Raw genomic sequence first — 20,986 nt, forward strand, 5'->3', positions numbered from 1 at the left:
TACCACTACCGCGACTGTGCGGGGGACCCGCTTAAGAATTAGCGGTTTTGAACTGCACCCCAAAAGTTGGACACCGATCCAACCTTTTGGGGTGTTTTTCATGACGAAGTACAGTGAGCAGTTAAAGCTGAAGCTGGTGAAGCAGTACGTGGCCGGTTCGGCTGGTGTCGAGGTACTTGCAAAGCGGTATGGAGTGAGTCGCTCGGTTTTACAGCTGTGGATTTCGGCCTACGAGCAACATGGACGGGACGGACTGCGCAAGAAATTCAGTCACTATGACGCGCAGTTCAGGATGTCGGTACTCATGCACATGTGGCAGAAGGATTTGCCATACCGGCAGGTGGCTGCGGTGTTCGACATCCGCAGTCCGGGCTGCATAGCGCAATGGGAACGCCGGTATCATGAAGGCGGTATCGACGCACTGGCGCCTCGTCCACGATGGCGCCGCAAAACCATGACCCAGCCAGTTCCTGAAAAGCCGACCGAAGACAGTGCGCCAGATAAGCGCACGCGTGAGCAGTTGCTCAAGGAAAACGAGTACCTGCGCGCGGAGGTGGCCTATCTAAAAAAGCTCGATGCCCTGCTTCAGGCAAAGAAGCAGGGCGTGCAGAAGAAAAAGCGCAAATAGTGCAGGAGCTCCGGCAGCACCACCCGATGCCCGCTTTGCTGAAGGCAGCGGGTCTGGCGCGCAGCACGTTCTATTACCAGTTGAGCGTGCCGGATGCCGGTGAGCGGCACAAGGACCTCAAAACCCGCATCAAGACTGTGTATGAACGCCACAAGGGCCGTTATGGCTACCGGCGCATCACGGCGGCGATCCGGCAGGCAGGCCCGAGCGTGAACCACAAGACGGTGCAACGTCTGATGGGAGAACTGAAACTGAAATCGCTGGTGCGCGCGAAGAAATACCGCTCATGGCGCGGCGAAGTCGGCCGTATTGCGCCGAACCTGTTAAACCGCGAGTTCAGCGCACAGCAGCCCAATCAGAAGTGGGTGACGGACGTGACGGAGTTCAACGTGCTGGGTCAGAAGCTGTATCTCTCGCCGATCATGGATCTGTATAACGGCGAGATCGTGGCTTATCAGATGAACACCCGACCGGTCTTCGATCTGGTCAGCAGCATGCTAAAAAAAGCGCTGGCAAAGCTTGGTCCCCAGGAGACCCCGCTGCTGCATTCAGACCAGGGCTGGCAGTACCAGATGCCTGCTTACCGGAGGCTGCTGGATCAACACGGCCTGACGCAGAGCATGTCGCGCAAGGCAAACTGCTACGACAATGCGGCAATGGAAAGCTTCTTTGGCACGCTCAAGGCGGAGTTCTTCCGGCTGAGCAGGTTTGAAAGTATCGACGAGTTGAAGGCTGGCATCAGACAATACATTCACTACTACAACCACAAACGCATCAAGCTCAAACTGAACGGGCTGAGTCCTGTGATGTACAGAACCCAGCCCGCTCAAACCTGAACTCAAACTGTCCAACTTTGCGGGGTCAGTTCATTTGAGCCGCTTTCTTTTGCCTACTTTTCTTTGCGGCCGGCAAAGAAAAGTAGGTGCCGCCCCGCACAGGGGCAACACTAATAGACCACTAACAAATCAAGAAACCACTAACAAGACAAGAAACCACTAACAAAACAAGAAACCACTAACAAAACAAGAAAAAACCAACACCAAAAAGCACCACCCCAAACATCCGCCAAAAAACCCAAAAAAGCGATAATAGGTACCCCAAAGCGCCGCAGGCAAAAGCAAACTCCAATGATCATCCGCCCCCACCTCCATTGGTTCCGCATGCTGCTAGCCTGGCGAGGCTCGGTCCTCCCACAGCTACTCCCGCGTCTATTCCTGATCTTCTGCATTTCGATCATCGCGGTAGCGGCCTACGACCACCTGCTGCCGATCTCGCTGAACCTCAACACAACAGCGCCCTTCTCGCTAATAGGCATCGCGTTAGCAGTATTTCTAGGCTTCAGAAACAACGCCAGCTACGACCGCTGGTGGGAAGCCCGCAAGCTCTGGGGACAACTGCTGAACGAATCGCGCTCACTCACCCGCCAGGCGCTCACGTTACCGACAAGCCAGCTACAAAAAGAAGACCTCAAAGATTTTACGGCAGCGCTCAGCGCCCTTCCGCACGCGCTGCGTCACCAACTCCGCACGAGCGACCCGCGCGAAGACCTCGCCGCGCGCCTGCCGCCAGCCCTCTTCGACCGCGTCATGGCGTCCAGGTACAAGCCAACCACCTTGATGCTCTACCTCGGCGAATGGGTGCAACGCCATGCCAAAGCAGGCGCAATCGACTCAATGGCAGTCATCGCCATCGATCGGAATCTGAATGGAATCTCGGATGTGATCGGCGGATGCGAGCGCATCGTCTCAACGCCGCTGCCGTTCGCCTATTCGGTGATGATTCACCGCACGGTGTACTTCTTCTGCGCGTCCCTGCCGTTCGGACTGGTGGGCAGCATCGGCATCTTCACGCCCGTCTTCGCGGTCTTCGTGGCGTACACGTTCATGGCGCACGAAGCCATTGCGTCGCAAATCGAAGAGCCTTTCGGCACCGACGACAACGACCTCGCGCTCAACATGCTGTCGGTCGTGATCGAGGACGCCATGCGCGATCTACTCGGAGAACCGGCCGTTCAGTTGCCGAAGCCGGAAGCGGAAGACTACGTGCTCGATTGAGCAGGCTTCGACCGAACCGCGTCGCTCAGCGCATGCTCAACTATTGCCGACCGTCTCCGACAAACGCTTGAGCGTGGCCACCCGCGCGCCGATGATATCGACGCGGACGCGCTCGTCGACCACCGGCGTCGTGGCGTTCAGATACGCGGTCCACGCCTTCTGTGCGCGCGTCAAGGTCGGACGCGCGCGCACCGGCATCTTCGACTGCAAGCGGCGGTAATAGCGGTTCAGATCGAACATCGCGTGTTCGCACTGCGCGTCCGCGCTACAGGCGCGCACACGGCGCGGTGGATCGCCGCCTGCGCTGACCTTCGCCACCGCACTGCGCAGCGCGAGCGCGCGGTCGCGCACCGGCTGCAACTGCATGTCGGCTTCGGCGAGCACATACATTGAGCCATGCGTCGTTGCGAACACTGCCGCGAGCAACTGCTTCTCGGCATCGCGTGACGCCTGCCAGCTCGCCTGGCTCTTTTCCCACTGCTTGCGCTGAGCGGGCGACAACTTCTGCTGAAGCTGCTGCCACGCGTTGTCCAAGGCAGTCCTCCAACCGATCCGCGCATTGTCCATGCACTGCACCTGCCCAATCGTCGACGACATATCGCTGCGCGCAAGACACATGCGCATCGAGGCATCGATCGGATCGGCGGCGGCGACTTCGGCATGCGCCGGCCACGACGCCGCACCGAACACCGTCGCCGAAGCCAGCGCGCAGAGCACGCGCCGTGGATCCCCGACACAGGCGAGCAGGGACTTCATGCGCAGCAGCATCAGCCGCGAACGCAATCGACGAAGTATTCGATGCGCCCGTTGATCGTTTCGCCGACAAGCCCATGGATATCCGTATGGAACCCCGGGAAGCGCTCGTTGAACTCGCGCGCGAAACGCAGATAGTTGACGATGGTCTTGTTGAAGCGCTCGCCCGGAATCAGCAGCGGAATGCCCGGAGGATACGGCGTCAACAGGATCGAGGTGACGCGGCCTTCGAGTTCGTCGATAGGCACGCGGTCGATCTCGCGATGCGCGAGCTTGGCGAACGCGTCCGAAGGCTTCATCGCCGGTTCCATGCTCGACAGGTACATCTCGGTCGTCAGACGCGCAATGTCGTTGGCGCGGTAGACGCTGTGGATCTGCTCGCACAGATCGCGCAGGCCGACGCGCTCGTACATCGGATGATGCGAAACGAACTCGGGCAGCACGCGCCACAGCGGCTGGTTGTTGTCGTAGTCGTCCTTGAACTGCTGGAGCTCGGTGACCATCGAGTTCCAGCGGCCCTTGGTGATCCCGATCGTGAACATGATGAAGAACGAATACAGCCCGGTCTTCTCGACGATGATGCCGTGCTCGGCCAGATACTTCGTGACGATCGCGGCCGGAATGCCGGACTCGCCGAAACCGCCGTCCATGTCCAGACCCGGCGTGACGATGGTCGCCTTGATCGGGTCGAGCATGTTGAAGCCTTCGGCGAGCGGGCCGAAACCGTGCCACGCGTCGTTCGGGCGCAGCATCCAGTCTTCGCGCGAGCCGATGCCTTCTTCGGCGAACTGATCCGGGCCCCATACCTTGAAGAACCAGTCGTCGCCGTATTCGGCGTCGACCTTGCTCATCGCGCGGCGGAAGTCCAACGCCTCAGCAATCGATTCCTCGACCAGCGCGGTGCCGCCCGGCGCTTCCATCATGGCCGCGGCCACGTCGCACGAGGCGATGATCGCGTACTGCGGGCTGGTCGACGTGTGCATCAGATACGCTTCATTGAAGCGATGCTTGTCGAAGCGGCTGTTCTTCGAATCCTGCACGACGATCTGCGACGCCTGCGAGATGCCGGCCAGCAGCTTGTGCGTGGAATGCGTGGCGAACACCATCGCGCCGATGCGCGGACGGCCCGCGCCGATCGCGTGCATGTCCTGATAGAACTCGTGGAACTCGGCGTGCGGCAGCCAGGCTTCGTCGAAGTGCAGCGTGTCGAGCCAGTCGCCCAGCATCTCCTTGATCATCTCGACGTTGTAGATCACGCCGTCGTAGGTGCTCTGCGTGATGGTCAGGATGCGCGGCTTGAGACCCGGATTCTTCGCGAGCGCTTCGCGCGCGAACGGATTCGCCTCAATCTTCTTGCGGATGTTTTCCGGTTCGAACTCGCTGCGCGGAATCGGCCCGATGATGCCGAAGTTGTTGCGCGTAGGCGTGAGGAACACCGGAATCGCGCCGGTCATGGTGATCGCGTGCAGGATCGACTTGTGGCAGTTGCGGTCCACCAGCACGATGTCGCCCGGCGCAACCGTGCCATGCCAGACGATCTTGTTCGACGTGGAAGTGCCGTTGGTCACGAAGAACACGTGGTCCGCGCTGAAGATGCGCGCCGCGTTGCGTTCGGAAGCCGCCACCGGACCCGTGTGATCGAGCAGTTGGCCGAGCTCGTCGACGGCGTTACACACGTCCGCGCGCAGCATGTTCTCGCCGAAGAACTGGTGGAACATCTGGCCGAGCGGGCTCTTCAGGAACGCCACGCCACCCGAGTGGCCGGGGCAATGCCACGAATACGAGCCTTCGTCGGCGTACTGCACCAGTTCCTTGAAGAACGGCGGCGCGAGTGAATCCAGATACACCTTGGTCTCGCGGATGATGTGGCGCGCGACGAACTCCGGCGTGTCCTCGAACATGTGGATGAAGCCGTGCAGTTCGCGCAGGATGTCGTTCGGCAAGTGGCGCGACGTGCGCGTTTCGCCGTACAGGAAGATCGGAATGTCGGCGTTGCGGCGGCGCACTTCGGTCACGAACGCGCGCAGCGCGACGATCGCGGCGGCCAGCTCCGGCGTCTCGCCTTCCACCACCACGTTATCGACGTACGGCAGCAGCTCGTCGTCGTCGATCGAAAGGATGAAGCACGAGGCGCGGCTCGACTGCTGCGCGAACGACGTCAGATCGCCGTAGCTCGTCAACCCGAGCACTTCCGCGCCTTCTTTCTCGATGGCTTCGGCCAGAGCGCGGATGCCGGAACCCGAGATGTTCTCGGAGCGAAAATCTTCGTCGATGATGACGACGGGAAAACGAAACTTCATGGGCGATTCTCCAAAAAGAACGACCGCTGCATTCTGTCAATTGCAGCGGTCACCCGGTAAGGCTGGTGGTTCAATACGCTGCCGACGTCACGTCTTGGGCAACGTCACGCCGTGCTGACCTTGATATTTGCCGCCGCGATCCGCGTACGACGTTTCACAAATCTCGTCGCTTTCGAAAAACAGCACTTGAGCAACGCCTTCGTTCGCGTAGATTTTCGCAGGCAAAGGTGTCGTATTCGAGAATTCGAGCGTGACGTGCCCTTCCCATTCCGGCTCGAACGGCGTCACGTTGACGATGATCCCGCAACGCGCATACGTGGACTTGCCCAGACACACGGTCAGGACGCTGCGCGGAATGCGGAAATACTCGACCGTGCGCGCGAGCGCGAACGAATTCGGCGGGATGATGCAAACGTCGCCCTTGAAGTCGACAAACGACTTCTCGTCGAAGTTCTTCGGATCGACGATGGTCGAGTTGATGTTCGTGAAGATCTTGAATTCGTCGGCGCAGCGAATGTCGTAGCCGTAGCTCGACGTGCCGTAGCTGACAATCTTCCGGCCGTCTTCGGAGACGCGGACCTGATCGGGCGCGAACGGCTCGATCATGTTGTGCGACGCGGCCATGCGCCGGATCCACTTGTCGGATTTGATAGTCATAGGTGAACGCTGCTCGACGTGAATGACAGAGGTATGACGGATAACGACCCGGTAAGTGCCGGGCCACTTTTGACTTACTGCGCGCCTGCTTTGCGCTGACTTCGGGTGCGGGCCAGGACGGCGTGCCGTTCAGGCGCCCTACGCCCGTTCGGCTGAGTGCCCCGCCTGCACGGCAGAACGGGCGCTCCGAAGAGGCAGCCGAACGAAAGGCGCTTATTTTACGCGATCGTGAGAATGCTGCCGCAGATTGGGCCGAGGAGCGGCCTGATGCCAGCCGCGAGACCGCCTGACTCGGCGCTGGAAGCGCGCCCGGACCTCAAGCATGCGGCCCGCTCGCCGCTCACTGGCGAATCAATCCGCAGGCGAGGGCGGGGCCCGCGCCATGCTGCGGATAGGCGTACGGATCAGTCGCGTCGTGATGCAGCAGAACCGCGCGCTGCAACACCGAGCGGATACCGTCGAGCGAGACGTCCGGCGCGACGATAAAGCCCGTGGCCACGCCGTTCGCGTCCGCGTGAATATTGCCGAGGTCGCCCTCCACCCGCGCGCCCGATTTCAGACGCTCCGCGGCCGGCGAGAACACCTGGCCGGCGCTGGAGCCGTCGGCGGCATTGCAGTCGCCGCGCTCATGCACTTGCAACGCGTGGTCGCTATTGGGCGGCATGCCCGCGAGATTGTAGGTGACCTGCACGCCGTCCGAGCGCTCGATGAACGTGACGAGACCGCGCGCCTGATTGCCCACGGTAGGCAGCAACTGCGCGTCGGCGCGTTTTTCCTGTGGTCTCAGGAACGCGCTACAGCCGCATAACAGCACACTGCTGGCAGCCAGGACGATGAACGCATGCACCGCCTGCCCGTCGATTCGTTTTCCCATGCGATCCTCTTGCCGGCCTGGTGGCCGCCCCTGCGGCCGCCGAGCCGAACTTGTGAAGTCGACATGATACCGCGAGACCAGGCGAAAACAGACGCTTTGGCCCCTTGTCCGAACGGCTGGTCGAGCGTGCCCCTCGAACCTGGCGTCTCGTGCCAGGCCGCCCGAGGTCGTGATCCTCAAGAAGACTTCGCGCGCGGCTGAAAACCTGGAGCAGCGCGCATTTTCTCAGGTGTTCTGGACCACGATATTGGGAAACTTCGAGGTCATGTCGCGAGCGCGTTCGGCAATATGGATCGCCACCTTGCGCGCGATGGACCGGTAGATCTCCGCGATACGTCCCTGCGGGTCGGCCACCACGGTCGGTTTGCCCGAGTCGGCCTGCTCGCGGATCGCGATGTCGAGCGGCAGGCTGCCGAGCACGTCGACGCCGTATTCCTTGCCCATGCGCTCGCCGCCGCCGGCGCCGAAAATATGCTCTTCATGGCCGCAGTTCGAGCAGATATGCATACCCATGTTCTCGACGATGCCGAGAATTGGAATACCGACCTTCTCGAACATCTTGAGGCCCTTCTTCGCGTCGAGCAACGCGATGTCCTGCGGCGTGGTGACGATCACGGCGCCCGTCACCGGCACGCGTTGCGACAGCGTCAGCTGAATGTCGCCGGTGCCCGGCGGCATGTCTACAATCAGATAGTCGAGATCGCGCCAGTTGGTCTGCCGCAGCAGCTGTTCCAACGCGGAAGTCGCCATCGGGCCGCGCCAGACCATCGGGTTGTCCTGCTCGATCAGGAAGCCGATCGAGTTGGCCTGCAAGCCGTGGCCGGTCATCGGGTTCATCGACTTTTCGTCGGGCGACTCCGGGCGGCCGACGATACCGAGCATCATCGGCAGCGACGGGCCGTAGATGTCCGCGTCGAGAATACCGACGGACGCGCCTTCGCTCGCCAGCGCCAGCGCGAGGTTCACGGCGGTGGTGCTCTTGCCGACGCCGCCCTTGCCCGACGCCACCGCGACGATGTTCTTAACGTTCGGCAACAGTTTCACGCCGCGTTGCACGGTATGCGCCGCGATCTGCTGCGATACCTGGACTCGCGCGTCGGCCACGCCCGGCACGGCGCGTAGCGCATCGGAAAACTGCGAGCGGATGGCGTCGAACTGCCGCATGGCCGGATAGCCGAGTACCACGTCGACGCTGACCGTGTCACCCTGTATCGCGACGTTCCTGATGTTCTTGGCGGCGGCGTACGGCCGGCCGGTATTGGGGTCAGCGACGGCCGCGAGGGCGGCGTCGACCATAGCCCGATCGATACTCATTGACACTCCGTGGGGACACCTCCGGCGCAGCGAAATCGAAATGTCAGCCACGCGCCGGAATTTGAAAGAAATTGTTAGGCAGCATTGCGAAAACCAGGCTTGCCGGGCACCCTTCGGGCAGGCGAAACGCCGTAGGGCCGCATCGCTGCGTGCTCAGTCATCATTGTAGTGGCTGGCGCCATGCCTTGCCGGAAGACCCTTCTTTACTGTCGGACCGAGGCTGAACAGGGCGCAGGATTTTTCGTATTGGCGAGCCGACGGCTTTACTGCCGTTATGTTCGCCATATAAATTTATCGAGAATCGCCGCCTTGCTTGCCTGACTCGCTTCACTCAAGAGGAATCAAAAATGAATGCAAAAATCATGACTCGCCTGGCTGTCTTTGCCGTCGCCGGCTCGCTGCTGGCGGGTTGCGCCACCCAACAGGGCACCGACACGGCTGTCGGTACGGGCGTGGGCGCCGGCACCGGCGCGGCGCTCGGCGCGATCTTCGGCGGCGGTAAGGGCGCGGCGATCGGCGCAGGCGTCGGCGCGGCGGTGGGCGGCATCACCGGCTACAACTGGCAAGCCATTCACAACAAGCTGTCGGGCGCCACTAAGGGCACCGGCACGCAGATCACCGAACAGCCGGACGGCTCGCTCAAGCTGAACATTCCGAGCTCGGTCACGTTCGACACCAACAGCTACGCGGTCAAGCCGTCGTTCGCGCCGGTGCTGGACCAACTGGCGCAGACCCTGCAACAGAATCCGGAACTGATCGCTCAGGTGGTCGGCCACACGGATAGCACGGGCCAGCCGGCCTACAACCAGACGCTGTCGGTTAATCGCGCGGAAAGCGTGACGGGCTACCTGGGCCAACGCGGCGTCGCGCCGCAGCGCCTGTCGGCACAAGGCCTGGGCCAAACCCAGCCGATCGCCGACAACAACACAGAAGCCGGCCGTGCCGCGAACCGTCGCGTGGAAATCTATCTGCGCGCTACGGCTCAACACGCCACGCAATAAGGACGAGATTTTGGGAAAGTGAGGAAGCCGGTCGTCGGGGCAGCATCGCCGGCGGCCTTGCGTGACCGTTAAGCTTTAGAAAGCCGTGCAAGGCGGAAACAAGGAATCTCGCACGAGAACGAAAAAAATTTCGAACTCTGCCGAAAATCCGCTGTCTGTCTTTACGGTACGTGGTTGGCGAAGCCGCCGCGTCACCATTCTCCTCTTGTCGTTGTTGCTCCGGGGTTAATAGCCCCGGTTTTTTTTGGGCGCTCGGTTTACGCCCCCGCAAAAAGTCCCCTTGCGGGACGCACCGTCCCAGTCTGCAACGAACCCGCGCCCCACGCGGCCCGCGCCGCGCCGGCCACCTGCCCTGCTAGAATCAACCTTTCGTCCCACCGCAGGCTCCCACCATCCTTATGTCAGCACCCGCAACCGATCTCTCCGCAGGCGCGCCGTCAGGCCGTCGCCAGATTCTCGTCACGTCGGCCCTTCCGTATGCGAACGGGCAAATCCATATTGGCCATCTGGTCGAATATATCCAGACGGACATCTGGGTCCGGACGTTGCGAATGCACGGGCACGAGGTCTACTACGTGGGCGCCGACGACACGCACGGCACGCCCGTCATGCTGCGCGCGGAGAAGGAAGGTCTCACGCCGAAGCAGCTGATCGAGCGCGTCTGGCAGGAACACAAGCGCGACTTCGACAGCTTCGGGATTTCGTTCGACAATTACTATTCGACCGACTCCGAAGAGAACCGCGTGCTCAGCGAAAACGTCTATCTGGCGCTCAAGGAAGCGGGCCTGATCGACGCGCGCGATATCGAACAGGCGTATGACCCGGTCAAGGAAATGTTCCTGCCGGATCGCTTCATCAAGGGCGAATGCCCGAAATGCGGCGCGAAAGACCAGTACGGCGACAGCTGCGAAGTATGCGGTTCGACTTATCTGCCCACCGAACTGATCAATCCGTACTCGGTCGTCTCGGGCGCCACGCCGATCCGCAAGACGTCGACGCACTATTTCTTCCGCCTCTCCGATCCGCGTTGCGAGAATTTCCTGCGCGCGTGGGTGGGCGGTCTGGCGCAGCCGGAAGCCACCAACAAGATGCGCGAATGGCTCGGCGACACCGGCGAAGCCAAGCTCGCCGACTGGGACATCTCGCGCGACGCGCCGTATTTCGGCTTCGAGATTCCGGGCGCGCCGGGCAAGTATTTCTACGTGTGGCTGGACGCGCCGGTCGGCTACTACGCGAGCTTCAAGAACCTCGCGGAAAAACGCGGCCTCGACTTCGACGCGTGGGTTCGCAAGGGATCGACGGCCGAGCAGTATCACTTCATCGGCAAGGACATTCTGTATTTCCACACGCTGTTCTGGCCGGCCATGCTCGAGTTTTCGGGCCACCGCACGCCGACCAACGTGTTCGCGCACGGCTTCCTGACCGTGGACGGCGCGAAAATGTCGAAGTCGCGCGGCACCTTCATCACCGCGCAGAGCGTGATCGACACGGGTCTGAATCCCGAGTGGCTGCGCTACTACTTCGCGGCCAAGCTGAACAGCACGATGGAAGACCTCGACCTGAACCTCGACGACTTCCAGGCGCGCGTGAACAGCGATCTGGTCGGCAAATACGTGAACATCGCGAGCCGCGCCGCCGGCTTCCTGATCAAGCGCTTCGACGGCCGCGTGCAGGACAGCGCGATGCAGCATCCGCTGCTCGCCTCGCTGCGCGCCGCCGTGCCGCAAATCGCCGCGAACTACGAAGCGCGCGAGTACAACCGCGCGCTGCGTCAAACCATGGAACTGGCCGACGTCGTGAACGCTTACGTCGACACCGCCAAGCCGTGGGATCAAGCCAAAGATCCGGCGAACGGCGTGGCGCTGCATGAAACGTGCAGCGTGAGCATCGAGGCTTTCCGCCTGCTGTCGCTGGCGCTGAAGCCGGTGCTGCCCAAGCTCGCCGAAGCGGTGGAAGGCTTCCTCGGCATCGAACCGCTGGTATGGGCCGACGCCAACGTGCCGCTCAGCTCCACCCGCCCGATCAACGCGTACAAGCATCTGATGACGCGCGTCGATCCGAAGCAGATCGAAGCGCTGCTGGCTGCCAATCGCGACTCGCTGCAGGCCACGCCGGAAGCCGCTGCGCCAGCCGACGCCAAGGGCAAGTCGAAGGCGGCCAAAGCAGGCGCCGTCGACAAGGACGAAACGCCTGGCGTCATCTCGATCGACGACTTCGCGAAAATCGATTTGCGCATTGCGAAGATCGTCGACTGCAAGGCGGTGGAAGGCTCGGACAAACTGCTGCAACTCACGCTCGACGTCGGCGAAGAGAAAACCCGCAACGTGTTTTCGGGCATCAAGTCCGCGTATCAGCCGGAGCAACTGGTCGGCAAGCTGACGGTGATGGTCGCCAACCTCGCGCCGCGCAAGATGAAGTTCGGTCTGTCGGAAGGCATGGTGCTGGCCGCGTCCGCCACCGACGAGAAAGCGGAACCGGGCCTGTACGTGCTCGAGCCGGATAGCGGCGCCAAGCCGGGCATGCGCGTGAAGTAAAACGCGCGGCGTCTCACGCGAGAATCACGCATAAAAAACGGCACGCCCTGAAAAGGGCGTGCCGTTTTTTTTGACGCCCAGCGCTCAGATTCAAGCGCGGCCGATCAGCCCATCACCACCGGATCCGGTCGAAGCGCCGCGTGTAAAGCAGATCGACGCCGTCGAACGTGCCGCCGTAAGCCGCGACCGACCAGTACCGCGTCAGGTTGACGGTCGCCTTGATCGCATTGCTCGCCGACTGCAGCCCCTGTTCGTAACCGATCACGAGCCACTCGTTGATCGCCTTCGACACCATCACCACTTGCGGATCGGTCAGCCCGACTTCGCTTCGTCCGATCGAAAACTCGTCGAGCCCGAAGGTCTGCGCGATCCGCTTGCCGCTCGCGCTGCCAAGCAAGGCGAGCGCCGTCGTCATGGTGCTTTGCTGACCGAGGTTATTGCCCTGATCCGTACCGTGGCCGAACAGCAGCCACGAGAGCTTTTCGTTATCCGGCACGCTCGGCTCCGACACCAGCTTCGCCGTGGGGAATTGAACCGTGCCTGTGACCTGCACGCCCGCCTCGACCTGCTGATTGCGGCGCATGGCCAGAATATTGATGCCGGGATTGGCCACCGGCCCGTTGAACGTGAAGAAGCCGTTCTCAATGTTGAGCTTGCGGCCGAACGCCGTGTAGGTCGAGCCCGGAGTGACGCGCACGTTCCCCACCGCGCGCAGCGGCAGATTCGGCGCGCTCATTGCGGTGATCGTGCCGGTCAGGCCCAGGTCGGCGCCCTGGCCGCGGAAGCGGAAGTCGTTGCCGAGGCTGATGTCGATATTGGCGCGCGGCGCGAACGGGCCGATCGGCTTGTTGGTGCCCGGCACGGGCCGCGGCCGCTCGCCCGCCACCGAACCGTCCGGGCGCACCACCACGACGTCGTCGCCGAGCTTCGGCGCGGACTGCTCCGGCATGTCGAACAATGCGTGATCGACCACGAATTTGCCGTTGATCGCCATGCCGCCCTGCGCGCCGGCATTCGCGACGCTCGCGCTGCCCGACAGCGACAGATTGCGATCCGGCGCCGCGAACAATTCGAGCTTATCCGCGACGATGCTCGCGGTCATATCCGGCTGGTCGCCATCCAGACGCACGCGGCCGGTCGCGCGCAAGGTGCCGCTCGCGCCGTGAAATTCGACCTGCTGGAAGTCCACCAGATTGTGCGAAAGCGCGACGCGCACCACGCCGTCCTTCAATTGCACGCCCTGATCGACCATCGTCGCGGAAAGGCCGTCGCCGAGCAGCGAGCCGGTCAGGTTCGGCTTGGCGACCGTGCCCTCGAGCGCGAGTTTGAGCGCGAGGTGGCCGTCAAGCAGATAGCTCGGACCGAACAGGCCGCCGGTCGTTTTCAGCGACGGCACGTTGGCGTTCACATTGCCGTTGAGCGCGCCTTCTTCGTTGACGGTCAGGAAGCCGTCGCGCATCACGAGCGTGGTGTGCGCGTCGGCGTCGATCACGCCGATGCGGCTCGCCTGCGCGTGCAAGGTGGCATTGAGCCGATTGCCGCCGCTGAATTCGGCGCGCGCGGCGATATTCGTAATGCCCAGCGAAGCGAGGCCCCGGCCGATTTCGACCGTGACGTCGCCGCTGCGGCGCTGCAACTGGATGTGGCCGGTCGCCGTGCTGCCGAGCGTGAAGTCCCAGTCGCCGTCGAACACGAGATCCGTTTTGACATGCGGCGGCTCGCCCGTGATCTCACGGCGCAGGTCCTGCAACCGCGCGACCGAGATGCCAGTCAGACTGCCTGCCGACTGAACCTTGCCGTGGTCGAAGGCGAAGGTTTTCAGGCTCAGCACCGCGCCTTCGAGCGTGAGCCGCGTCGTGCCGAGCGTCAGGCGGTTCGGCCCGGCGCTGACAGCGAGCGGTGACTCGAGATTCAACGCCGGTATGCCGCGGTTCTGCAGTCGGGTGACGGTGCCATCCCAGCGCGTGCCGTCGCGCGCTTCAGTCAGCTTGCCGTTGGCGGCGAGCGTGAGATCGAGCGGACGGTCCTGCAGCTTGCCGGTGGCGGAGGCCTCGAGCGTGTGATTGGCGCGCGTGCCGGACAGACGCGCCGTGAGCACGTTCAGATCGACGCCGCCCGCGCTGAGATTGCGCGCGTCGGTGGTGAAGACGAGCGCGCCGTTCGCGCCGTCGCGCAGTTCGGCGTGCCCTTCCGCATGGCCGATGCGGTTGCTGCTGAACACGACGCTGTCGGCCTTGTAGTTCAGCACGACGTTCGGATGCGCGAACGAACCGGTGATGTCGCCATCGGCCGCGACGAGTCCCGCGAGACCGAAGCCGAGGCGCTCCAGTTCCGGCGCGTCGACGCGAAACTTCAGCCGGTCGCCGCGTGCCCCGAAGCTGCCTTGCAGATCCACCTGGTTACCAGCAACGGAGAGGTTTGCGCGGCTAGGCAGAATGCGCGAGCCCGCCAGTTGGATGGTGCCGCCGCCGGTCAACGGCAGGCCGTCGTAGACGCTCGGTCCGAGCTTGAATTCGGCCTTGGTCGTGAAGACCGGCCCGAGCACGCCGGCCGCCGTGAGCGTGCCGTTCACGCGTGCCTCGATCTTGCGGGCGGGCGGCGCGCCGCGATTCGGCGCCGGCGTTTTGCGCTGGACCACTTCGGCTTTGACCGCCGCCCTGGCGGTATTTTTCACGGCGGCGGCGGCTTTGTCGGCGGGCGCCGCGCTTTTTGCGCCGGCCGTGCTGCCCACTTGCGCGGTGGCCTGCGCGGTTTTGCTGTTGCTGGCGCCGCTCGCGCCCGACGCCGCTCCGGTCGCCGGCGTGCGCGACGGCATCTGCGAAGCCAGCGTCAACGGATCGAAATCGGTCAGTTGCGCCTTCAGGTTGTAGGTGGAATTCGCGTCGTGCTTCAACGCGCCGGACAGGTCGATGCGGCCTTTGCCCGACGTGATGCGCACGTCGTTGAAGCTCGTCCGGGCGGGATCGAATGTCACCTTGCCCTGGGCGCGCAGCGCCGCTTTCGGGTCGGCGAGATCGATGGTGAGGCTTTGCACATCGTCGTTCAAGCGGACGCCGATGGGGCCGGAAAGCTGAGTGGGCCGCACCGTTGCTTGCAGCGCATTCAGGTCGAGTCGGGCGACCTGCAGGTCGAACTGGCCGCGCTTACCGGCTAGCGTGCCGCGGCCGGTGAGCGTGGCGTTCTTCACCAGCCGCACGTTGAGGTTCGAGATGCGCTGCGCTTGGGCGTCTAGCCGCACGTCAGCGTTGGCGTCGATTAGCGGCAACAGGTTCTGGTCGATCGCGCCAGGTTTGGCGTTGACGATCGAAACGTGGCCGGTGACGGCGAAAGTTGCCGCGGATTTGGCGCTGGTGCCCGGATTGGCGTCGGCTTTGCTGTTTCCGGCCAGGGGCGGTTGCGTCGCGCTGGCGGGTTTGCTTGCGCCCGCAAGCGCGCTTTGGCTGGCAGCGCGGCCGGCACTTGTCGCACCGGTCGCACTCGCGGTATTCGCCGTACTCGCCGCACTTGCCGCACTCGCCGCACTCGCGCCGGTTGCCCCAGTTGCCCCGATTGCCCCGGTTGCTCCACTGGCCCCCAACGCGACCTCCGCCACCGCATCCTGCCCCACCGGCTGCAATTCCGCCCTCACGGCCAGATCAGCTAGCGGCGCGCCGGGCGCAAAAGCCTGCGGGTTGATGTGATCGAAAGTCAGCGTCGCGCGCTGTAAAGGCACGTCGCCGAACGGCGTGGCCTCGACCCGCGCATGACCGGCGAGCTTCATGCCGCTTGCATCGAGTTCCGCGATGAGATTCTCCAACGAGCCGCTCAGATGGCCGCCCACCTGCACCGCTTCGTCATTGACCTTGCCCGAATAGCCGATGTCTCCGCTCAGCGGAAACGGCCGCACGCCGTCGAGTTTGGCTGCCGCCGTCACCGCGCCGAATGGCGTGTCCAAGCGCTCGATCGCGGCCTCGTGGTGGCGCCCGTCGCTACGCCCATGAAAGACGAAGCGCGAAAATTCGGTCGTCGACGCGCCTTGATGCAGCAACAGCTTGTCGACCTGGACGTCGCGGACGTCGAGCTGCATCGGCAAGCGCAAGTCTTGCGGCAGCTTCACCGGCCCGCTGCTGCTCGACGACGAAGAACCGACACGCGCGTCCACTGTGCCGACATGCAGATAGTCGATGGTGAAGCGCCACGGCTCGCGCGCCAGCGCCCAGCGGCCCGCCACGCGGTCGATCTGAATATCGGTGCCGCTGCCGTCGAGGCTGCGCCAGCGCACCTGCCGCAATTGCAGGCCGTTGGCGAGGGCGCCGCGCTCGAGCGTGCCGCTCAGCTTGCCGCCAAGCAGCTTCACCGCCGCCTGCCACGCATAGGCGGTGCCGCGCTCGGTGGTCAACGCGCCGTACAGCAAACCCACGGCCAACGCGAGGAACAACACCAGAACGGCCGTCGTCCACGCGAACGTTTTCAGCAGCAACCGGCCGAGCCGGCGCCTGGGCGGCGGCGCCTCGGATGGCGGCGGCTGTCCTGGCGGTTGAGCGCCGGGCGGCTGCGCGGGAGGTTGGGCGGAAACGTCCGTGGTCATGCGTGGATCATGTGAAAGCAGGTATTCATCAGAAGGCGATGCCGAGCGTCAGATACGGCCGCACGCTGTTGTTGCGTATGCCGTACGCGACATCGACGTTGACCGGGCCGACCGGGCTGCGCCAGCGCGCCCCGACGCCGACGCCGGGGTAAAAGACTTTCTCGCCCCATGTGTCCGTGGCGGTGCCGACGTCGAAGAACGCGGCCGCGCCCCAGTCGTGGGTGAACCAGTGCTGGTACTCGGCCGTTCCCGTGACGAGGTACTTGGTGGGCAGCACCGAACCGTCGACGTTGTTACCGATACTCTGATAGCCATAGCCGCGCACCGAATTCGAACCGCCCGCGCGAAACAGCAGCGAGGCCGGAATGCCGCTCGAAGGGCCGCTCGTGAACACGCCGCCGAGTTCGGCGCGAAACAGCACGAGGTCTTCCTTGCCGATCGGCAGATACTGCTGGCCGCGCGCGTAGCCGCGAATGAAGGTCTGGTCGGTCAGCGCGCCTTTGACCGCGAACCCCGCCTCGACGTGAATCAGGTTGCCGCTGCGCGGAAACAACGGGTCGTCGGTATTGCGCCGGGTCCACGACCAGGACGGCACGAGCGCGCGGCTCGTGGTCGGCGCCGCCGAGTTCTGATCGAGCCGGTCCTGGTAGTACAGGAGCGAGTAGTTGTAGTCGATGAATTGCGAGGTCCGGGCCCGCTGCACGCCGCCACGGATACTGTAAATGCGCGTGTCGGAAACGTCGGTCGTGGTGTAGGACGCCAGCACGCTATTGGTCCACGCACGCTTTCCCGGCGGCATGGCGAGCTCAATTTGCCCGTATTGCTGGATCTGGTCGACGCGGCCCTGGATGGTGAACGGCCACGCTTTGCCGAACGTGTCGAGATACGAATAGGCACCCTGGACCAGCGGACCGTTGTCCGTCGAGTAACCCACCCCGCCTCGAATGCTGTTGTACGGATATTCCGACACCTTCACGTGCACCGGCGTGTCGACCGGTTTGGCCGGGTCGCTGCCCACGTCGATCGCGACGCTCGCGTAGTACGGCGTGTTCTGCAACTGCCGCTGCAATTCGGTGATGCGCTGAACGTCGTAGATATCACCCTCGGAGATCGGATTCACGTTCTCAACGATCTGTTCCGGATAGCGCCGCGTGCCCGATACGTCGAGCTTGCCCATCGTGAAAGTCGGGCCGCTGTCGTAGGTGACCGACAGCGTGGCCTCGTGCGTGCGCGGATCGACTCGCGCCTCGGAGTGGTAAATCCTGGCGCCCAGATAGCGGCGCGCCTGCAACGCCCTCAGCGCCGCGTTCTTCGCGTCGTCCCAGTCGCCCTGCGAGAACGGATCGCCTTCGTGCAGCGAAAACGCGAAGCGCGCGGCGTTTTCCTGCTCAGGCGCCTCGGTCAGCACCGGCCCGCGAAACGATAGCGAAATCGACGAGACGACGGTCTGCGGACCCGGATCGACGCTCACCGTGACGCGCTTCGCATTGTCGATGGTGCGCACGTCCGTGCGCACGACCGGCGTGAAATAGCCCTGCGTGGAGGCCAGATCGCGCACCTGCTGGGGCGTGGCGGTAATCAGGAACTCGAACTGGTCCTCGCTGATGTCGGGGCGCTTGGCGAACCGCGCGATATCCAGATGCGCTTCGAGCAGCTTGCGCAACGAGCGCGGCGTGGCTTCGATATCGACCTTGTAGCTGGCTGCCGCCTTCGCGGCATGGGCGTTGCCGCTTGCCAGCGTCAGCATGACGAGGCTGAATGCGAGCCACGCGCGCAGCCAGCGCCGCATGGGCGTGCGATGCCCACGCCCGGAACCGGCCTTGCCGCGCCGCAGCCGCGGCTTGTCGATCGCACTCCCCGCCAAACAGGACCTCCGGCGATGGTTGATGAATTTTGTCGCTCAGGCGCACCGCGGCGGCCGGAGCACGCTATTTGACCACATCGGCGGGACGCCGCGAGATCTCTATAAATGCGTCCGCGGCTTGCCAGCGGGCGCGGCGCCCGCCTTCGACGCACGCCGCGCCGCGCGGGTTCCAGCTATTTTCATGCACCTCACGCCCGGTCTAGTCGCCGTTTTTCGACCGCGCCTCGCGCATGCGGTAAAATTATGAAATAGCAGCGGCACCGCGCGAGCGCGAGGCAACTCGCCCATGCGCGCCGGGCAGCCGCCAATTCCCACACCACGGACGTCGAGCCATGTATCAATCGGACATCACCCAGTTCCTGAACCAGCTCAAGCAACAGAAGCCCAATCTGGAAGCCGAACAACGCCGCGGCCGCGCGTTGCTGTGGGACAAACAGCCGATCGATCTGGAAGAACGCGCCGAGCAAAAAGCTTCGCGCGTAGAACAGACGCCTTACTCGTACTATCAAAACTTCTAAGCGCGTGAGTCACGCCGACGAGGCCCACGGCGCGCCGCCGGCCCCCGCCGACACCGCGCTCGCCGCGCCCGCCACCGATTCCACCCCGGACATCGTCGACGGCATTGCATTCGCACGCCTGTACGGCGAGCCGCTCTTCAAGCTGCCGACGGATCTGTACATCCCGCCGGACGCGCTCGAGGTGTTTCTCGAAACGTTCGAAGGACCGCTGGATCTGTTGCTGTACCTGATCCGCAAGCAGAACTTCAACGTGCTCGACATCCCGATGGCGGACGTCACGGTGCAGTACCTCGGCTACGTCGACCAGTTGCGCCAGACCAATCTCGAACTCGCGTCCGAGTATCTGCTCATGGCCGCGATGCTGATCGAGATCAAGTCGCGCATGCTGCTGCCGGTAAAGAAGGCCGACAGCGGTGAAGAAGCCGAGGATCCGCGCGCGGAACTGGTGCGGCGCCTGCTCGAATACGAGCAGATGAAGCTCGCCGCACAACGCATCGACCAGTTGCCGCAACTCGGGCGCGACTTCCTGCGCGCCGAGGTCTATATCGAGCAAAGCATCACGCCGCGCTTTCCGGACGTGAACAGCGAAGACCTGCGCGCCGCGTGGGCCGACGTGATCAAACGCGCCAAGCTGGTCCAGCATCACAAGATTTCCCGCGAAGAGCTGTCGGTGCGCGAGCATATGAGCTCGATCCTGCGGCAGCTGCAGAACGCGCGCTTTATCGAATTCTCCGATCTGTTCGACACGAGCAAGGGCGTGCCGGTGGTCGTGGTGAATTTCATCGCCGTGCTCGAGCTGTGCCGCGAATCGCTCGTCGAAATCACCCAGGCGGAACCGTTCGCACCGATCTATGTGCGCCTCGCCTATTTGCCCGCCTGAAGCCCTCAAACGGGGCGCAATTCCGCGCGACTGGCGAAGCTGCCTCTTTTAGGTGCGGCAGGCGCGCAAATCCACTACAATCCCGCGCTCCGAACCTGTCATCACCAGCGAGGCGGCGGGCCGCGCAATCCCAAGGGTTTTGCGTCCAACCCAGTCTCGCGCCGCGCGAGGAATCCCTGTCCGATCATGAAAGTCATCAGCTCGATCCATGAATTGCGCGACCAGTTGCGCGGCCAGAATCGCACCGCCTTTGTCCCGACCATGGGCAACCTGCACGAGGGCCATCTGTCGCTGATGCGTCTCGCGCGCCAGCACGGCGATCCGGTCGTGGCGAGCATCTTCGTCAACCGGCTGCAGTTCGGTCCGAACGAAGACTTCGACAAATACCCGCGCACGATGGAAGCGGACATCGAAAAGCTGCAGAAAGAAAACGTCTACGTGCTGTTCGCGCCGACCGAGAAAGATCTGTATCCGGAGCCGCAGGAGTATCGCGTGCATCCGCCGCACGATCTGGGCGACATCCTCGAAGGCGAATTCCGGCCCGGCTTCTTCCAGGGCGTGTGCACGGTGGTGATGAAGCTCATGTCGTGCGTGCAGCCGCGCGTCGCCGTGTTCGGCAAGAAGGATTACCAGCAGTTGATGATCGTGCGCCGCATGTGCCACCAATTCGCGCTGCCCACCGACATCATCGCCGCCGAAACCGTGCGTGACGCCGACGGCCTCGCGCTCAGCTCGCGCAACCGCTATCTACAGACCGCCGAGCGCGCCGAGGCGCCGGTGCTGGCCGCCGAGTTGAATCGCGTGCGCGACGCCGTGCTGGCTGGCGACCGCGACTTCGCGAAAATCGAACAGGCCGCGATGGCGGCTCTCGCGGCACGCGGCTGGCAGCCGGATTACATCGCGGTACGCAAGCGCTCGAATCTGCTGCCGCCGGGTCCGCAAGACGCGAACGCGGAACTGGTGGTGCTGGCCGCCGCCAAGCTCGGCGCCACGCGTCTTATCGACAACCTCGAAATCTGAAGCCGTCTTGGATCGCATAGAC

14 protein-coding genes are annotated in these 20,986 nt (G+C 63.3%); 7 read left to right on the forward strand and 7 right to left on the reverse strand.

Annotated elements, in window-relative coordinates:
• Positions 1 to 100: 100 nt before the first annotated feature.
• Both RI103_RS14915 and RI103_RS14920 read left to right on the forward strand, forming a co-directional pair.
• A protein-coding gene (locus tag RI103_RS14915; protein WP_310812641.1) for an IS3 family transposase occupies positions 101 to 1,464 on the forward strand; the annotation gives its coding sequence in 2 pieces (ribosomal slippage) (positions 101 to 563 and positions 563 to 1,464; 1,365 coding nt in all).
• A gap of 291 nt (positions 1,465 to 1,755) precedes the next feature.
• Positions 1,756 to 2,682, forward strand: a complete 927-nt coding sequence (locus RI103_RS14920; protein ID WP_310812718.1) for a bestrophin family ion channel — start codon at positions 1,756 to 1,758, stop codon at positions 2,680 to 2,682.
• A gap of 36 nt (positions 2,683 to 2,718) precedes the next feature.
• Here the strand turns inward: RI103_RS14920 and RI103_RS14925 are convergent, their stop codons facing one another.
• The 5 genes from RI103_RS14925 to apbC form a co-directional block, all read right to left on the reverse strand.
• On the reverse strand, positions 2,719 to 3,438 hold the full coding sequence (locus RI103_RS14925; protein WP_310812719.1) for a lysozyme inhibitor LprI family protein: 720 nt from the start codon (positions 3,436 to 3,438) through the stop codon (positions 2,719 to 2,721).
• Between the two features lie 11 nt (positions 3,439 to 3,449).
• The gene (locus tag RI103_RS14930; RefSeq protein WP_310812720.1) at positions 3,450 to 5,735 is read right to left on the reverse strand and encodes an arginine/lysine/ornithine decarboxylase; all 2,286 of its coding nucleotides are present in this window, start codon (positions 5,733 to 5,735) and stop codon (positions 3,450 to 3,452) included.
• An 87-nt stretch (positions 5,736 to 5,822) separates the two neighbouring features.
• Entirely contained in the window at positions 5,823 to 6,392 is a 570-nt protein-coding gene (gene dcd / locus RI103_RS14935; RefSeq protein ID WP_012432068.1) for a dCTP deaminase, read from the reverse strand.
• Positions 6,393 to 6,732: 340 nt separating this feature from the next.
• Positions 6,733 to 7,266 carry a superoxide dismutase family protein gene (locus RI103_RS14940; RefSeq protein ID WP_168792905.1) on the reverse strand — a complete coding sequence of 178 codons (534 nt, stop codon included), beginning with the start codon at positions 7,264 to 7,266 and terminating at the stop codon, positions 6,733 to 6,735.
• Positions 7,267 to 7,491: 225 nt separating this feature from the next.
• Positions 7,492 to 8,580, reverse strand: coding sequence for an iron-sulfur cluster carrier protein ApbC (gene apbC / locus RI103_RS14945; protein WP_310812721.1), 1,089 nt, complete (start codon positions 8,578 to 8,580; stop codon positions 7,492 to 7,494).
• 347 nt (positions 8,581 to 8,927) lie between these two features.
• Here apbC and RI103_RS14950 point away from each other — a divergent pair, with 347 nt between their 5' ends.
• Entirely contained in the window at positions 8,928 to 9,581 is a 654-nt protein-coding gene (locus tag RI103_RS14950; RefSeq protein ID WP_310812722.1) for an OmpA family protein, read from the forward strand.
• Between the two features lie 398 nt (positions 9,582 to 9,979).
• Positions 9,980 to 12,115 carry a methionine--tRNA ligase gene (gene metG, locus RI103_RS14955; RefSeq protein WP_310812723.1) on the forward strand — a complete coding sequence of 712 codons (2,136 nt, stop codon included), beginning with the start codon at positions 9,980 to 9,982 and terminating at the stop codon, positions 12,113 to 12,115.
• A 112-nt stretch (positions 12,116 to 12,227) separates the two neighbouring features.
• Here the strand turns inward: metG and RI103_RS14960 are convergent, their stop codons facing one another.
• Both RI103_RS14960 and RI103_RS14965 read right to left on the reverse strand, forming a co-directional pair.
• A complete protein-coding gene (locus RI103_RS14960; protein ID WP_310812724.1) occupies positions 12,228 to 16,682 on the reverse strand; it encodes a translocation/assembly module TamB domain-containing protein in 4,455 nt (1,484 codons plus the stop codon).
• A 28-nt stretch (positions 16,683 to 16,710) separates the two neighbouring features.
• On the reverse strand, positions 16,711 to 18,546 hold the full coding sequence (locus RI103_RS14965) for an autotransporter assembly complex family protein (protein ID WP_310812725.1): 1,836 nt from the start codon (positions 18,544 to 18,546) through the stop codon (positions 16,711 to 16,713).
• Positions 18,547 to 18,878: 332 nt separating this feature from the next.
• Here RI103_RS14965 and RI103_RS14970 point away from each other — a divergent pair, with 332 nt between their 5' ends.
• From RI103_RS14970 to panC, 3 genes are all read left to right on the forward strand, one after another.
• Positions 18,879 to 19,064 (forward strand): DUF3460 family protein, encoded by a 186-nt coding sequence (locus RI103_RS14970; protein WP_007175923.1) that lies wholly within the window; start codon positions 18,879 to 18,881, stop codon positions 19,062 to 19,064.
• Between the two features lie 4 nt (positions 19,065 to 19,068).
• Positions 19,069 to 19,944 (forward strand): ScpA family protein, encoded by an 876-nt coding sequence (locus tag RI103_RS14975; protein ID WP_310812726.1) that lies wholly within the window; start codon positions 19,069 to 19,071, stop codon positions 19,942 to 19,944.
• Between the two features lie 186 nt (positions 19,945 to 20,130).
• On the forward strand, positions 20,131 to 20,964 hold the full coding sequence (gene panC / locus RI103_RS14980; RefSeq protein ID WP_310812727.1) for a pantoate--beta-alanine ligase: 834 nt from the start codon (positions 20,131 to 20,133) through the stop codon (positions 20,962 to 20,964).
• The last annotated feature ends 22 nt before the right edge of the window (positions 20,965 to 20,986 follow it).

The sequence above is a fragment of the Paraburkholderia sp. FT54 genome (assembly GCF_031585635.1).
Lineage (GTDB): Bacteria > Pseudomonadota > Gammaproteobacteria > Burkholderiales > Burkholderiaceae > Paraburkholderia.